Origin of the sequence: Burkholderia sp. Cy-637, from assembly GCF_011753175.1 — a bacterium.
GTDB lineage: Bacteria > Pseudomonadota > Gammaproteobacteria > Burkholderiales > Burkholderiaceae > Burkholderia > Burkholderia gladioli.
The window spans coordinates 1-15,409 of record NZ_VWWC01000014.1; the positions used below are offsets into that span (position 1 = coordinate 1).

Annotated in this window: 16 protein-coding genes and 1 pseudogene; 13 read left to right on the forward strand and 4 right to left on the reverse strand. The window is 65.3% G+C overall.

The features are described 5' to 3' along the window. The 5 genes and pseudogenes from F3J10_RS06565 to glmS all read left to right on the forward strand — a co-directional run. Positions 1-403, forward strand: a pseudogene (locus tag F3J10_RS06565) (short-chain dehydrogenase); the annotation flags it as partial. 60 nt (positions 404-463) lie between these two features. After that, complete coding sequence (locus F3J10_RS06570) at positions 464-868, forward strand: dihydroneopterin aldolase (RefSeq protein ID WP_013699587.1); 405 nt, start codon at positions 464-466, stop codon at positions 866-868. After that, positions 865-1,854 (forward strand): tRNA 2-thiocytidine(32) synthetase TtcA, encoded by a 990-nt coding sequence (gene ttcA, locus F3J10_RS06575; protein WP_025098675.1) that lies wholly within the window; start codon positions 865-867, stop codon positions 1,852-1,854. Before F3J10_RS06570 ends, ttcA begins: the two co-directional genes overlap by 4 nt. A gap of 133 nt (positions 1,855-1,987) precedes the next feature. Continuing rightward, the gene (gene glmU, locus F3J10_RS06580) at positions 1,988-3,349 is read left to right on the forward strand and encodes a bifunctional UDP-N-acetylglucosamine diphosphorylase/glucosamine-1-phosphate N-acetyltransferase GlmU (protein WP_013699589.1); all 1,362 of its coding nucleotides are present in this window, start codon (positions 1,988-1,990) and stop codon (positions 3,347-3,349) included. 101 nt (positions 3,350-3,450) lie between these two features. After that, complete coding sequence (glmS, locus tag F3J10_RS06585) at positions 3,451-5,268, forward strand: glutamine--fructose-6-phosphate transaminase (isomerizing) (protein ID WP_017921280.1); 1,818 nt, start codon at positions 3,451-3,453, stop codon at positions 5,266-5,268. A gap of 130 nt (positions 5,269-5,398) precedes the next feature. Here glmS and F3J10_RS06590 read toward each other — a convergent pair whose 3' ends face one another. Continuing rightward, positions 5,399-5,995 carry a mobile mystery protein B gene (locus F3J10_RS06590; protein WP_167241718.1) on the reverse strand — a complete coding sequence of 199 codons (597 nt, stop codon included), beginning with the start codon at positions 5,993-5,995 and terminating at the stop codon, positions 5,399-5,401. Beyond that, positions 5,986-6,447, reverse strand: a complete 462-nt coding sequence (locus F3J10_RS06595) for a mobile mystery protein A (protein ID WP_025098678.1) — start codon at positions 6,445-6,447, stop codon at positions 5,986-5,988. Before F3J10_RS06595 ends, F3J10_RS06590 begins: the two co-directional genes overlap by 10 nt. A 147-nt stretch (positions 6,448-6,594) precedes the next feature. On the opposite strand from F3J10_RS06595, the gene F3J10_RS06600 reads away from it, so the two are divergent. The 5 genes from F3J10_RS06600 (at position 6,595) to F3J10_RS06620 (ending at position 10,063) form a co-directional block, all read left to right on the forward strand. Continuing rightward, positions 6,595-6,750 (forward strand): hypothetical protein, encoded by a 156-nt coding sequence (locus F3J10_RS06600; protein WP_161783280.1) that lies wholly within the window; start codon positions 6,595-6,597, stop codon positions 6,748-6,750. 171 nt (positions 6,751-6,921) lie between these two features. Next, the gene (locus tag F3J10_RS06605) at positions 6,922-7,494 is read left to right on the forward strand and encodes a lysozyme inhibitor LprI family protein (RefSeq protein WP_166912486.1); all 573 of its coding nucleotides are present in this window, start codon (positions 6,922-6,924) and stop codon (positions 7,492-7,494) included. 59 nt (positions 7,495-7,553) lie between these two features. Further along, complete coding sequence (locus tag F3J10_RS06610) at positions 7,554-8,414, forward strand: lysozyme inhibitor LprI family protein (RefSeq protein ID WP_166912484.1); 861 nt, start codon at positions 7,554-7,556, stop codon at positions 8,412-8,414. A 28-nt stretch (positions 8,415-8,442) separates the two neighbouring features. Beyond that, entirely contained in the window at positions 8,443-8,799 is a 357-nt protein-coding gene (locus F3J10_RS06615) for a lysozyme inhibitor LprI family protein (protein WP_166912482.1), read from the forward strand. Between the two features lie 427 nt (positions 8,800-9,226). Next, entirely contained in the window at positions 9,227-10,063 is an 837-nt protein-coding gene (locus tag F3J10_RS06620; protein ID WP_025102202.1) for an alpha/beta hydrolase, read from the forward strand. 88 nt (positions 10,064-10,151) lie between these two features. On the opposite strand, the gene F3J10_RS06625 is transcribed toward F3J10_RS06620, so the two are convergent. Further along, positions 10,152-10,793, reverse strand: a complete 642-nt coding sequence (locus tag F3J10_RS06625; protein ID WP_166912480.1) for a GNAT family N-acetyltransferase — start codon at positions 10,791-10,793, stop codon at positions 10,152-10,154. After that, positions 10,790-11,569, reverse strand: a complete 780-nt coding sequence (locus F3J10_RS06630) for an IclR family transcriptional regulator (protein ID WP_167241719.1) — start codon at positions 11,567-11,569, stop codon at positions 10,790-10,792. The genes F3J10_RS06625 and F3J10_RS06630 overlap by 4 nt, the downstream gene beginning before the upstream one ends. 185 nt (positions 11,570-11,754) lie before the next feature. On the opposite strand from F3J10_RS06630, the gene F3J10_RS06635 reads away from it, so the two are divergent. The 3 genes from F3J10_RS06635 to F3J10_RS06645 all read left to right on the forward strand — a co-directional run bounded on the left by F3J10_RS06635 (position 11,755) and on the right by F3J10_RS06645 (position 15,402). Continuing rightward, positions 11,755-12,741 (forward strand): hydroxymethylglutaryl-CoA lyase, encoded by a 987-nt coding sequence (locus F3J10_RS06635; protein WP_167241720.1) that lies wholly within the window; start codon positions 11,755-11,757, stop codon positions 12,739-12,741. Continuing rightward, positions 12,738-14,009 carry a CaiB/BaiF CoA-transferase family protein gene (locus F3J10_RS06640; protein ID WP_167241721.1) on the forward strand — a complete coding sequence of 424 codons (1,272 nt, stop codon included), beginning with the start codon at positions 12,738-12,740 and terminating at the stop codon, positions 14,007-14,009. Before F3J10_RS06635 ends, F3J10_RS06640 begins: the two co-directional genes overlap by 4 nt. Positions 14,010-14,112: 103 nt before the next feature. Beyond that, positions 14,113-15,402 (forward strand): MFS transporter, encoded by a 1,290-nt coding sequence (locus F3J10_RS06645; RefSeq protein ID WP_205200182.1) that lies wholly within the window; start codon positions 14,113-14,115, stop codon positions 15,400-15,402. Positions 15,403-15,409 lie beyond the last annotated feature (7 nt).

A 15,409-nucleotide genomic window follows, 5' to 3' on the forward strand; every position in this document is an offset into this window, starting at 1 on the left:
CAGCGCCGGCTACGCCTCGCTGCTGGCCTCGGTGGCCCGCCACGTGGCCGCGCCGGTGGTGCTGGGCCGCACGCTGGCCGAGGCGACGCCCGAAGCCGCGCGCGAGGACGAGACGCAACGCGCGGTGCTGATCCACCTGCTCGACGACGCGCTGTACCATCCCGCGCCCGAGCGGCTCTCGCATGCACTGGCGCAGGCCGCGCTGCATCGCGCGACGGCCGCCCAGGCGCTGGCGCTGGCGCCGAAGGTGCGGGTCGCGGCGCTGGTGCGCGGGCGCGCCCCGCATGCCGACGAACTGGCGGCGGCCGCCTGCTACCTGGCCGATGCGCCGGGCGTGACGGGCGCCACGCTGAGCGTGGACGGCGGCGAGCATCTCGCCCCGCCCGCGGCCGGCCAAGCCTGAGGACCGGCGCGCCGAGCGCGCCATTTCGCGTGTTAGCACGCCTATTTGACTGGACCGACCATGTTTTCCGCCCTCCTGCACCCCAGGCTCGCCGACTGCCGCAGGCTCTACCTGCGTGACCACGAGGTCTCCATGCGTATCGGCGCGTTCGAGCACGAGAAGCGTGGCGAACAGCGTGTCGTGATCAACATCGACGTGTTCGTGCCGCTCGCCCTGACCACCCCGCTCAAGGACAAGCTGCGCGAGGTGATCGACTACGATCTGATGAAGCAGGCCGTCGCGCATTGCATCGCGAGCGGCCATATCCACCTGCAGGAAACGCTGGTCGACTCGATCGCCGCGCGCCTGCTCGCGCACCAGGCGGTGCGCGCGGTGCGCGTCTCCACCGAGAAACCGGACGCCTACCCCGATTGCGACGCAGTGGGCGTCGAGGTCTTTCGCATCAAGGACGAGGAGCGAGCATGAATGCGCCCCATACCCCCGCACAACACGAGGCCGTGGAGGCCGTCGAAGCCGGGGCCGAAGCCGGCCGCCGCGCGCTGACGCGCCGCGAGCAGAAGGAAGCCTACGAGAACAACAAGCTGTTCAAGCGCATCGTGCGCCAGGTCGGCCAGGCGATCGGCGACTACAACATGATCGAGCAGGGCGACAAGGTGATGGTCTGCCTGTCGGGCGGCAAGGACAGCTACGCGATGCTCGACGTGCTGCTGCGCCTGCGCGAGCGCGCCCCGATCGACTTCGAGATCGTCGCCGTCAACCTCGACCAGAAGCAGCCGGGCTTCCCCGAGCACGTGCTGCCCGAGTACCTGCGGCAGGTGGGCGTGCCCTTCCATATCGAGAACCAGGACACCTACAGCATCGTCAAGCGGCTGGTGCCCGAGGGCAAGACCACCTGCTCGCTGTGCTCGCGGCTGCGCCGCGGCATCCTCTACCGCGTGGCGGGCGAGCTCGGCGCGACCAAGATCGCGCTCGGCCACCATCGCGACGACATCGTGCAGACCCTGCTGCTCAACATGTTCTACGGCGGCAAGCTCAAGGGCATGCCGCCCAAGCTGCAGTCCGACGACGGCCGCAACGTGGTGATCCGCCCGCTCGCCTACGTGAAGGAAACGGACCTCGAGAAGTATGCCGAGCTGCGCGAATTCCCGATCATCCCCTGCAACCTCTGCGGCAGCCAGCCGAACCTGAAGCGCGCCGAGATGAAGGCGCTGATCCGCGACTGGGACAAGCGCTTCCCGGGCCGGGTCGACAACATGTTCAACGCGCTGTCGGCGGTGGTGCCCTCGCACCTGATGGACACCACGCTGTTCCCGTTCAAGGACCTGCGCGCCACCGGCGTGGCCGATCCGGCCGGCGACATCGCCTTCGACGAAGACCCTTGCGGCACCGATGCAGGTGCCGGCAAGGGCGAGGGGCAAGCGATCTCGATCGTCCAGTTCGACGACCTGTAACAAGCGCTCACAAGTTCGTGGGAGGCCCGCCCGGCGGGCCTTCCCACGGAAAATCGGGGCGTCGGGGCCCCTCTCGACGGCACCCCTGCGTGCTAGAATCCGCAACTCCAAACTCTCCCGACACGCTGGCGCCATGAATATCGTGATTTTGGCGGCAGGCACCGGCAAGCGCATGCGTTCCGCGCTGCCGAAAGTGCTCCATCCCCTGGCTGGCAAGCCGCTCCTCTCCCACGTCATCGATACCGCCCGCTCGCTCGCGCCCTCGCGCCTGGTGGTGGTGGTCGGCCATGGCGCCGAGGCGGTGCAGGCCGCGGTGGCCGCGCCCGACGTGCAGTTCGCGCTGCAGGAACAGCAGCTCGGCACCGGCCACGCGGTGCGCCAGGCACTGCCCTTGCTCGACCCCGCCCAACCGACCCTGGTGCTGTACGGCGACGTGCCGCTCACGCGCGCGAGCACGCTCAAGCGCCTGACCGAGGCCGCCACCGACGCCCGCTACGGGATCCTGACCGTCACGCTCGACGATCCGAGCGGCTACGGCCGCATCGTGCGCGATGCCGCCGGCAGCGTGACGCGCATCGTCGAGCAGAAGGACGCCTCGCACGAGCAGCTCAAGATCGCCGAGATCAACACCGGCATCGTCGTCACGCCCACCGCGCAGCTGGCGATGTGGCTCGGCGCGCTCGGCAACGACAACGCCCAGGGCGAGTACTACCTGACCGACGTGGTCGAGCAGGCCATCGAGGCCGGTTTCGAGGTGGTCACCACCCAGCCCGACGAGGAATGGGAAACGCTCGGCGTGAACAGCAAGGCGCAGCTCGCCGAGCTCGAGCGGATCCACCAGCGCAACCAGGCCGAGGCCCTGCTGGTCGGCGGCGTGACGCTGGCCGATCCGGCGCGCATCGACATCCGCGGCTCGCTCGCCTGCGGCCGCGACGTCTCGATCGACGTGAACTGCGTGTTCGAGGGCGAGGTGGTGCTGGCCGACGGCGTGACGATCGGCGCGAACTGCGTGATCCGCAACGCCCGCGTGGGCGAAGGCGCGCGCATCGACGCGTTCTCGCACCTGGACGGCGCCCAGGTCGGCGCGCAGGCCGTGGTGGGCCCCTATGCGCGGCTGCGCCCCGGCGCCTCGCTCGGCGACGAAGCCCATGTGGGCAACTTCGTCGAGGTCAAGAACGCGGTGCTCGGCCACGGCTCGAAGGCCAACCATCTCACCTATATCGGCGACGCCGACATCGGCGCGCGCGTGAACATCGGCGCCGGCACCATCACCTGCAACTACGACGGCGCGAACAAGTTCCGCACCGTGATCGAGGACGACGTGTTCGTCGGCTCCGATACGCAGCTGGTCGCGCCGGTGCGGGTGGGCAAGGGCGTGACGATCGCGGCCGGCACCACCGTCTGGAAGGACGTGGCCGACGGCCAGCTGGTGCTCAACGACAAGACGCAGACGGAGAAATCCGGCTACGTGCGCCCGACCAAGAAGAAGGGCTGAGGAAGCGGGCCGTTGCAGCGGCTGCAGCGGCCCCGACGGGTTAGAACAGTTTCGAAGGCGCACACGGGTTGCGCCTTCCTCATTTCGGAGGATCGATCGCCATGTGCGGCATTGTCGGCGCAGTTGCGCAACGTAACATCGTTCCGGTGCTGATCGAAGGTCTGCGCCGGCTGGAATACCGCGGTTACGACTCGTGCGGCGTGGCCGTGCTCGAGAACGGCGCGCCCAAGCGCGCGCGCAGCGTGGCCCGCGTGGCCGACCTCGACGCCCAGGTGCGCGAGACGCAGCTCGAGGGCGTGACCGGCATCTCGCATACGCGCTGGGCCACGCACGGCGCGCCGGTCACCCACAACGCGCATCCGATCTTCTCGTCGGACGCGGTGGCCCTGGTGCACAACGGCATCATCGAGAACTACGAGGCGCTGCGCGAAGGGCTGCGCGCCAAGGGTTACGAGTTCGTCTCGCAGACCGATACCGAGGTGATCGCCCACCTGGTGCACAGCCTCTATCGCGGCGACCTGTTCGCCGCGGTGCGCGAGGCCGTCGCGCAACTGCACGGCGCCTACGCGATCGCGGTGATCCACAAGGACCAGCCGAACACGGTGGTAGGCGCGCGCCAGGGTTCGCCGCTGGTGGTGGGCTTCGGCGAGGGCGAGAACTTCCTCGCCTCCGACGCGCTCGCGCTGGCCGGCAGCACCGACCGCTACACCTTCCTCGAGGAAGGCGACGTCTGCGAGCTGTCGCTGGACGGCGTGAAGATCGTCGACCGCAACGGCGCGCGCGCCGAGCGCGAGATCCGCGTGGTGAGCGCCTATGGCGGCGCGGTCGAGCTGGGCCCGTATCGCCACTTCATGCAGAAGGAAATCTTCGAGCAGCCGCGCGCGATCGGCGACACCATCCCGCCGGTGGAGGCCTTCGAGCCCTCGCTGTTCGGCGACGATGCCGCGGCCACCTTCAAGGAGATCGACAGCCTGCTGATCCTCGCCTGCGGCACGAGCTACTACTCGGGCATGACGGCGAAGTACTGGCTCGAATCGATCGCGAAGATCCCCACCCAGGTGGAGATCGCCAGCGAGTACCGCTACCGCGACTCGGTGCCGAACCCGCGCGCGCTGGTGGTGGTGATCTCGCAATCGGGCGAGACCGCCGACACGCTGGCCGCGCTCAAGCACGCGCAGACGCTGGGCCACCAGCACACGCTGGCGGTGTGCAACGTCGCCACCAGCGCGATGGTGCGCCAGACCGCGCTGCAGTTCCTGACGCGCGCCGGCACCGAGATCGGGGTGGCGTCGACCAAGGCCTTCACCACGCAGCTGGTGGCGCTGTTCCTGCTGGCCGCGACGCTGGGCAAGGTGCGCGGGCATGTGGATGCGACGCGCGAGGCCGACTACATCCGCCAACTGCGGCACCTGCCGGCGGCGCTGAACAGCGTGCTGGCGCTGGAGCCGCAGATCATCGCGTGGTCGGAGGAGTTCTCGCGCAAGGAGAATGCGCTGTTCCTCGGGCGCGGGCTGCATTACCCGATCGCGCTGGAAGGCGCGCTGAAGCTGAAGGAGATTTCGTATATCCACGCGGAAGCGTATCCGGCCGGGGAGTTGAAGCACGGGCCGCTGGCGCTGGTGACGGAGGCGATGCCGGTGGTGACGGTGGCGCCGAATGACACGCTGCTGGAGAAGCTGAAGTCGAACATGCAGGAAGTGCGGGCGCGAGGGGGCGAGCTTTATGTGTTCGCCGATGCGGATACGCATATCGTCAACGACGACGGGCTGCATGTGATCCGGATGCCGGAGCATTACGGGCCCTTGTCGCCGATCTTGCATGTGGTGCCGCTGCAGTTGCTGGCTTATCACACGGCCTGTGCGCGGGGAACGGATGTGGATAAGCCGCGGAATCTGGCGAAGTCGGTGACGGTGGAGTGAGGGGGTAATCAGGGCTTGGTTGCCGTGGCAATTCGGATCAGAAGTCGTTACACGCTTCCAAGCGGTTGATTTCTCGGCGTAAGCACTTCTAATCCGAAAACCTGAAAGCGCCTGCGTTGGGGTCGGCCAGCTATGCCGTGCTTCGCACAAAAGCCAGCAGCAGGCTGTAGTCACGATTATCGGCCGCGCGCAGCGCCGTCAGGTAACGCGCGCGGACCTCATCGGCCTTGACTAGCGAGCCACCGTTGCCCCAAGTAAATGCCGGCTGCTTCATGCTGCCCAGCAGTCCGTCAGCCATGAGCCGGGAGTGGCGGCCGTTGCCGTTCGCAAAGGGATGAATCCACACCAGCTTGTGATGGAATCGTGCCGCGATTTCGTCCGGTGGGTACACCTCAAACTCAATCCAAGTTTTCGCGTCCTCAAAAAGGTTGCGGCATTGAACGGCGACCTGCGTCCAGTCACACCCGATATTCTTGTCGGATTGTCGAAACGTCCCGGCCCACTTCCATGTCTCGCCGAACATCTTCTCGTGCAAGTCGCGGCAGAATCCTTCGCTGAGAACGTCCTTGTTCCTCGCTCGGCGAAGCCATTTGACGGCCGCAAGGATGTTCGTCTGTTCCCAGTCGTTCAGGTCTGCCTTTGTCTCGAGATGGGTGGGAATCAGACCGGCGAGTTCATCCGGGTCGAGCGGTGTCTGCCCGTCCTGCACATCGAGGTCTAACGCCATAGCTCGGACCATCGGCCGCGAAGAAGCTCGGCCTTGCGCTGCTCAACCTGCTTGCGCAGCCGCTCGGCGCCCGGACGTTGGTCTTCCAGGCTCATCGTGTGCGCGACCCCATTCACCTCCTGCATGGCGATGGCGCGCGCTTGGTCATCGACCATCTGCGTCAGCGGCTTGCGTGGAACGAGCGCGTACACCAGGTCGCAATCCAGACCCTCCGCGAGCTTGCGCAACTGCCCGAGCGTGATGCGCTCATCCGCTTCGGCTTTTTCGGATTTGTGCAAAGTGGGCGCCGAGATGCCCAGGCGACTGGCCTGCTGACGTCCGGTCAGGCCCAGGGCCTCACGGATAAGCTTGAGCCAGCCCGTCGGTGGCGCACGACGCTTCGATAGTTCCGCGTATGCCTCGACCGTGCGCTGCACCTGCTCAAGTCGAAGCTCATTCATCCGGGAGTTCATTACGGTAGCCTATAAGCTAACAAGTGATGACTGAACGGTAGCCTATAGTGCAGCAAAAAACAATATTTTGATAGCCCAAAGGCTAGCAGATTAATGTTGATTGTTAGCCTATAGGCTAACGAAAGTGCATTCACGCTGAGCATGGGGATGGGCCAGCCGTTCTTTTGCCCGCCACATTTGCTCACCTATGCGCGTTCGCGAGCGCCGGTGCAAGGCGGGGACGATAGCGAGGAAATCAAGCGACGCGCCCTGGAGCAGCAGCAACAGTTCGATGACATGGTGCGGCGGGAACATGGGCAGTGAGCCCCGAGATAGCGCAAAGAGTACGCGTCATCATGTTCAATTTACTGTCGGCGCTTTCCCTGGGACCATGAAGCTGCACCCTCGTAGTCGAGGCCCCGTCCTTTAAGACAAACCGAGTCGAAAAATTCACAGCTCCATGCGAATTCGAGAAAATCAGATCAGAACGATCTCATGAAGAAATTTTTCATTTGCGTGACGTTGCTCGTTCCCTTCGGCTCACACGCCAGCCCCGCCTGTGAAGGGCAGACAACTTCCGATCTCGCGAGCTGCGCCCAAGCAGATTTCGGCCGCAAAGATCGGGAGTTGAATCGTGGCTACAACGATCTACTGAAAAAACTGCCTCTCCCTCAAAAACAAAAATTCATCGATACACAGAGAGCGTGGATCAAATACAAGGAAAATTACTGCCAACAAGCTTTCAGCGCGACCGCCCCAGGAGCCGAAGCATCGATCGACAAATGGTCGTGCCTTGCCTCAACCACGGCATCTCGAATCGACGAAATTCACTACCTCGATTCATCCACCGGGATGGATGCGTTCAGGCGCTCCCTGGCAGTGATGGCCAATCTTTACGAGGGCGGCGATACGACCAAGGTCATCTCCAAGCTGCGCAGAGACACATCCGACGGAAACAACCCCGATTGGGTCAGCTATGTCGATTTGGACTGCAGCATGACCGCCGCCAAGCTGGAGGAGGCTCACGACGTATGTGTCGCTCGACTGAATTTCTATAAGAATTGGTAACCTGAATTTCCAGGTTCCTGAACAAAGGGCGACCCGCTTGGATCGATCGAGCAGCCACCATGAAAAAGCGAAAGATATTCCACCTCGTAGCCGCCTTCGCCTTCATCCTCGTCACGACCGACATACTTGGCGCTCCCCTTCCGGCTACCCTCGCCGGCAAGTGGCAAGTCAAGGAAGTTCATCTCAATACGGAATCGGGCCGCACCACCGAATACGCATGGAACGATCCGCGTCTGAACGGGCGGATCTTCGAATTCACGCCTGATGAGGTGTCGGACGACGCCGACGATTTCCCGGATCATTGCGCGAAACCTGCCGTGCACGACATCGATGCATCGCTGCGAGATCTCATGCTCCGCAGCTTAGGTGGGTACGCATATCCAGCACCTGCCGATGTCGATCCCGTTCGCGACTACAAGCTGGAGAGTGCCGAAGGAATGCATATCCGAGCATTCACGCTCATGTGCACGACAGGCCGGTGGCAAGGCGACCTCGGCCGCTCGGACAACACGGGCAACTCGGCCGACAACAAGAACAAGGGCATCCCTGGCGCCTGGATCGCTCTCGCCGATGACCAGAAAATGTATCTGCGTTGGCGTGACGAAGTCATGTTGGTGCTTATGAAAATTCCGAGCAACGCGCCCATCCAAGCGTCGTTCCCTTGCCTCAAGGCATCGACCTCGACGGAACACGCGATTTGCGGTTCTTATCAACTGGCCGCCTTTGATCAAAGCATCGCAGAATCCTATAGACGCGCCGTAACCCAAGCCAAGGCATCAGGTTCACCGATGGCCTCCCTCATCCAGGATCAGCGCCTCTGGGTCAAGGATCGCGATGCATGTGGCTCGAATGCTGCATGCATTCTTGGGTCGATGCGAAGGCGCCTCGCGGCCCTGGCAGCAGGTTCGAATGGAAGTTAAAAATTTTCACTGATCAATCGAAGACGCCATGAATAAAATCATCTGCCTGTTGCTTCTCCTCGCCCCTTTGAGCGCACTCGCCGAAACCTGCACCGGCAACGGAACCGTCTACGACGATCTAACCTGCACGAATCGTACCCTGGCCGACGCGAAGAAAAACCTCAACGCGATCTATCAGAAGATATACGCCTCCACGCAATACAAGGCCGAGTTCGAGCAATCGCAGAAAGCCTGGCTCAACTACCGAGACAAGCAATGCAATGGCTATCTCGCGGCGGAGGCCTCGCAATCCCAGGGGGAAGGTCCCGCCCTGATCGTCAGGGATTGTCTTGCCGAACTCACCAGGCAAAGAGTGGATTACCTGAAGACGCTTCTGGAAAAATAACGGACCGACGCTGAAGGCAGCCTGCCTGTCATTTCCGCCGCACGGACATCACCAACCATCGCATCCGCGTCGAAACCTTCACCATCTTGGTGCTATTTCCGCAAACCGCTAGGCACTCAATCCCTCGCAACCACCTTCGCACCAACCAACCCTGCAAACAAAGCGCGTAAGCGTGTACTGTTCTACCAGGCGACAACAGACACAAACGCGAAACCGTAAGCGGGCAAGCTGGCTTGTCCTGCACGGGACCTGATTCGCCGGCCATCGAAGCACGCGTAACGCAGTCCCACGTGCTCCGTGCCCCCAAGCTCTCACGCTCGCTCAGCCGAGCACCGTCGCCCCGTTCCACCCGCACCACCACCAACCCCGCGCCGAGCCCCGCTCGGCCCGGCCCCTGCTCCAAATCTTTCTCAGAGTGAGGATTACCATGCCGTTCGTCACCACCAAAGATCAGGTCGAGATTTTCTACAAAGACTGGGGCCCCAAGGACGCGCAACCCATCGTCTTCCATCATGGCTGGCCCCTGTCCTCGGACGACTGGGACGCGCAGTTGCTGTTCTTCGTGCAGAAGGGCTATCGCGTGATCGCCCACGATCGTCGCGGGCATGGCCGCTCGTCGCAGGTATCGGACGGACACGACATGGACCATTACGCGGCCGACGCCTTCGCCGTGGTCGAGGCGCTCGACCTGAAGAACGCCGTCCACATCGGCCACTCGACCGGCGGCGGTGAAGTCGCCCGCTATGTCGCCAAGCATGGCGAGCCGGCCGGCCGCGTCGCGAAGGCGGTGCTGGTCAGCGCGGTGCCCCCGCTCATGCTGAAGACCGATGCCAACCCCGAAGGCCTGCCCCTCGAGGTGTTCGACGGCTTCCGCAAGGCGCTGGCCGACAACCGCGCGCAGTTCTTCCTCGACGTGCCGAGCGGCCCGTTCTATGGCTTCAACCGCCCGGGCGCGACGATTCATCAGGGCGTGATCCAGAACTGGTGGCGCCAGGGCATGATCGGCAGCGCGAAGGCGCATTACGAGGGCATCAAGGCCTTCTCGGAAACCGACCAGACCGAGGACCTGAAGGCGATTTCCGTGCCGACCCTGGTGCTGCACGGCGAGGACGACCAGATCGTGCCGATCGCCGACGCCGCGCTGAAGTCCATCAAGCTGCTGAAGAACGGCACGCTGAAGACCTACCCCGGCTTCTCGCACGGCATGCTGACGGTCAATGCCGACGTGCTCAACGCCGACCTGCTCGCCTTCATCCAGTCGTGATGCGGTAATGGAAAAGCGAGTCCGCGAACGCGTGACTCGCTTTTCTCGATACGGACTGATTATCCGGAGCCTGGCCCGATCGCATCAATCAGGCAGGCTCGCCGCCACGCTCCGCTTCCGCGCAGACAAACTCCATCTCGACCAGCGGAAACCTGACATCCCCCGGCAACAGGAAGTCGAGCCGCTCGCGCGCCTGGAAACCGTATTTCGTGTAGAAGTGCTGCCCCGTCAGCGTCGCCGTCAATTGCAGCCGCGTGAAGCCGCGCTCCCGCGCCGCCGCTTCGCTCGTCTTCATCAGCAGCGTGGCGATGCCCAGTCGGGCGAATTGCGGATGCACATAAAACGCTCGAATATGCGCCGCCTCGTTGGCCGGATCGAGGCAACCCGCTTCCCGATTCGCGACCGCCTCGCCGCCGAAGGCCTTGCGCCGAAAACTCCAGCCGCCGCAACCGGCAATCACGCCATCCGACTCGACCACGAAATAGGTCCGATCCTCGATCAGTTTCCGGTCCACGCCGAACAGCGCGCCGATCGAGAGCCTGCGCTGCTCGTCGGAATACTCGCGCATCATCAGCTCGGTGACGGAATACTCGATCAGCGCCTCGATCGAGGGAATATCCGAGAGTTCGGCATGGCGTGTTTGAAGCTGATTCATCGCGTCTCCTTCGATATAGCCGGGACTGAAAGTGCCACCGTCGATCTTGCTCCCTTTCGGCGCGCTCCGGCTCACCCCACCCGAAACCCCGCCTCCCCCGCCGCCGCCAGGCTCGCCTCGAACCTGCCGCCGTCCCCGCCCAACGCCACCGTCGCCCGCCTGGCACTCGCCAGCAAGGCCCTCACCGCCTCGGCCAGAATCGGCGGCAGATCAAAGCGCCCCTTCGGCCCCGACATCGTCAGCGCCCCCACCAGCTCGCCGCTGGCCCCGAACACCGGCGCCGACACCGAAGCCGTTTCCGGATCCCGCTCGCCGCGCGACACCGCCCAAAGCTGTTCGCACACCCCGGCCAGCTTCGGCTGGTGCTCCGTGAAGGCTCGCAGCACCTTCCCCGACGCGCCCTTGTCGATCGGAAACTCCTCGCCCACACGCACCGCCACGCGCACCGAACGCGCCGGCTCGACGCGATACAGCACCAGGCGCTTGTCGTCCTGCCGCACGTAGAACGACGCCGTCTCGGCCAAGTCCTGGCTCAGGTGCTGCAGGATCGGCTCGATCACCGGCCCGACCGCGAACGAGCGCTGGTACAGCGCCGCCAGCCGCAAGGGCGCCGGCCCGATCGCGTACTGCCCGTCGGGCAGCCGGCGAATGAAGCCGCCGTGCTCCAGCGCCGCCAGCAGCCGCAGGATCGTGCTCTTGTACAGCGCCGTGCGGCGCGACAGCTCGGCCAGCGTCAGGCGATCGTCGCCCGGGCCGAACGCCTCGAAAATCGCGAACGCGCGATCGAGCACGGCCACGCCGCTCGAATTCGCGTCCACCGCCTCCTGCGCGGAACCTGCTTCGTCTTCCATCACCCGCCCGATCCTTTCGAGATTGATACGTCGCACACTCTATCGTTCTGCCTGATAGAACACAAGATCCAGGATTTTCGCGAAATTGCGGGTTAACACGGCTTAAAACAGTACGCTCACGCTTCTATAGTTCCATCTGACAGAACATTGATCTATCAGATAGAACGCAATAAAGGAGCCGCACCATGACGACATCGTCCCCAAACCGCGTGCTGGTCAGCGAGGTCGGCCCTCGCGACGGCCTGCAGAGCATCAAGCGCGTCATGCCGACCGAGGCCAAGCTGCGCTGGATTTCCGCGCTGGCCGCAGCCGGCCTCAAGGAGATCGAGGTGGGCTCCTTCGTGCCGTCGCGCCTGCTGCCGCAGATGGCCGACATCCAGGAGGTGGTCGCGCATGCGCTGTCGATCCCGGGCCTGCACGTGGCCGTGCTGGCGCCCAACCTGCGCGGCTCGCAGCACGCCTTCGAGGCGGGCGTGCACAAGATCACGCTGCCGGTCTCGGTGACCGACGAGCACGCGATGGCGAACATCCGCAAGACCACCGCGCAGTTGATCGACGAGGTCCGCCAGATCGTCGCCCTGCGCGACGCGAGCTTTCCCGGCATCACGATCGAGGCGGGCGTCTCGGTCGCCTTCGGCTGCACGCTCGCGGGCACGGTCAGCGACGACCAGACCTTGCGCATGTGCCTGGCGATGGCCGAGGCAGGCGTCGACGAGATCGGCCTGTCCGACACCAGCGGCTACGCGAATCCCGCCCAGGTCCGCCGCCTGTTCAAGCGCCTCCAGGCGGAAGTCGGCAGCAAGGCCGGCGGTGCCCATTTCCACAACACGCGCGGCCAGGGCCTGGCCAACGTGGTGGCCGCGCTCGACGCGGGCGTGACCACCATCGACGCGAGCCAGGCGGGCCTGGGCGGCTGCCCTTACGCGCCCGGCGCCACCGGCAACATCGTCACCGAGGATCTGGTGTTCCTGCTGGAAGCGATGGGCTACGACACCGGCATCGACGTCGATGCGCTGGTGGCGGCCCGCGCGATCCTCGCCGAGGCGCTGCCCGGCGAGGCGCTCTACGGCCACCTGCCCGACGCGGGCCTGCCCAAGGGCTTCGCCTATGCCGACGGCCGCGCCCCGAGCGCGCCGCAACCCGAAGCCTGCCTGCTGGGAGTGCCGCAATGAGCCAGCAGCCCGAGCGATCGCTGCCCTACGAGGGCCTGCGCGTGGTCGAGATGACCCACATGGTGATGGGCCCGACCTGCGGCATGGTGCTGGGCGACCTCGGCGCCGAAGTCGTCAAGATCGAGCCGATCGCCGGCGACAGCACGCGCACGCTGCGCGGCTCCGGCGCCGGCTTCTTCGGCACCTTCAACCGCAACAAGAAAAGCCTCGCGGTGGACGTGAAGGACGCCCGCGGCCAGGAAATCGTGCATCGATTGCTTGGCAGTGCAGATGTGTTCAGCGAGAACTTCAAGAGCGGCACCATGGAGAAACTGGGGCTGGGCTACGCCCATCTCTCGAAGCTCAACCCGCGCCTGGTCTACGTCTCGCACAAGGGTTTCCTGCCCGGCCCCTACGAACATCGCACCGCGCTCGACGAGGTGGTGCAGATGATGGGCGGCCTGGCCTACATGACGGGCCCCGACGGGCGCCCGCTGCGCGCCGGCACCAGCGTCAACGACATCATGGGCGGCATGTTCGGCGCGATCGGCGCGATGGCGGCGCTGGCGCAGCGCGAACGAACCGGCCGCGGCCAGGAGGTGCAGAGCGCGCTGTTCGAGAACAACGTGTTCCTGGTGGCCCAGCACATGATGCAGTTCGCCGTGACGGGCAAGACCGCGGCGCCGATGCCGAACCGCATCTCGGCCTGGGCCGTCTACGACGTGTTTACCGTCAAGGACGGCGAGCAGATCTTCCTCGCGGTGGTATCGGACACGCAATGGCAACTGTTCTGCGACGCGTTCGGCTTCGCCGACCTGAAGGCCGACGCGCGCATCGCCACCAACAACCAGCGCGTGCAGGCGCGCGACTGGCTGCTGCCGCGCCTGCGCAGCCACATGGAAGCGCTCGAGGCGGCCGAGATCAGCGCGATCTTCGAGCGCATCGGCCTGCCCTATGCGCCGATCACCCGGCCGCACGAGCTGTTCGACGATCCGCACCTGCTCGCCACCGGCGGCCTGGCCGAGGTCACGCTGCCGGCCGATGCCAGCGGCGCCGGAAAGCCGGTCGCCACGCGCACGGCCCTGCTGCCGCTGACGCTGGACGGCGAGCGCCTGCGCCTGCGCGCGGCGCCGCCGGCGCTGGGCCAGCACACGCAGGCGCTGCTGCAACAGATCGGCTACCGCCCGGAGGAGATCCGGCAACTGAACCAGGCCGGCGTAGTGCGCTGCACCGAGCCACACGCCGGCGACGCGCCAGCTGCTTCGGATAACGAACTGGCCAGCGCCTGACAGCGATACGCATCACACGAGAAAGCGGCCGAAGCGCGATCGCATGCGCGCTTCCGGCCGTCCAAACGATACTGGAGACGCCATGGTTTCGATCTCGCGGGACATGACACGCGCCCTCACCCCGGCGAACGCCTCGCTCGAGCAGCAGGCGGTGAGGAAGGCGGCGTGGCGGTTCATTCCGCTGCTCTCGCTCGCCTATTTCTTCAACTACCTCGATCGCACCGGGGTCGGCTTCGCGGCGCTGACCATGAACCGCGACCTGGGCCTCACGGCCACGCAGTTCGGCTGGGGCGCGGGCATCATGTTCGCCGGCTATTGCGTGTGCGAGGTGCCGAGCAACCTCGCGCTCTACCGCTTCGGCGCGCGGCGCTGGCTGGCCCGCATCATGATCAGTTGGGGCTTCTTCGCGGCGGCCACCGCACTGGCCACCGGGCCCAACAGCTTCTACCTGATCCGGCTGCTGCTCGGCATCGGCGAGGCGGGTTTCTTCCCCGGCGTGGTGTTCTTCCTCGCGGTCTGGTTCCCGGCGCACTACCGCACCCGCGTGCTGGCCTGGTTCACGGTGTCCACGCCGCTGTCCTCGCTGGTGGGCGGCCCGCTCTCCACCTGGCTGCTGCAGATGGACGGCAGGCTCGGCATCGCGGGCTGGAAGTGGATGTTCATCGTGGAAGGCCTGCCGGCCTGCCTGCTCGGCTTCCTGGTGCTGCGGCTGCTGGCCGACAAGCCGGCCGACGCGAGCTGGCTCTCGCCCGACGAGCGGCAGGCGCTGCAGGCCGCCTTCGATCGCGACCAGGGCGCGAGCGGCAAGCGCAAGGACTTCCGCGCCGCGCTGCGCGACCCGCGCATGTACGTGCTCGCGTTGATCTCGTTCGGCTTCACGATGGGCTCCTACGGCATCGGCATCTGGCTGCCGCAGATGCTCAAGGCGCATGGCATGAGCCTGGCCGCGACCGGCTGGATCTCGGCGATCCCCTACTTCTTCGCCACCATCGCCCTGCTCGCGTGGGCCCGGCATGTGGACCGGCGCGGCGGCCACATCACCCATCTCGCGGTGGGGCTGCTGATCGGCGCGATCGCGCTGGGCGTATCCACCTGCTTCCAGCACCTGCTGCCGGCGATGACGGGCATCACGCTGGCCCTGATCGGCACCATCGCCGGGCGCACCATCTTCTACACGCTGCCGGCGCGCTTCCTGTCGGGCCAGGCGGCCGCAGGCGGCTTCGCGCTGATCAACTCGATCGGCGCGCTGGGCGGCTTCGCCGGCCCCTACCTGGTCGGTTATCTGAAGGACGGCTTCGGCACCTTCTCGTCCGGCATGATCGGCCTGGCCATCGTGCTCGGCATCACGACCCTGCTGACGCTGTCGCTCCACGCCTTCCACCGCGAATCCTGAGATCGTG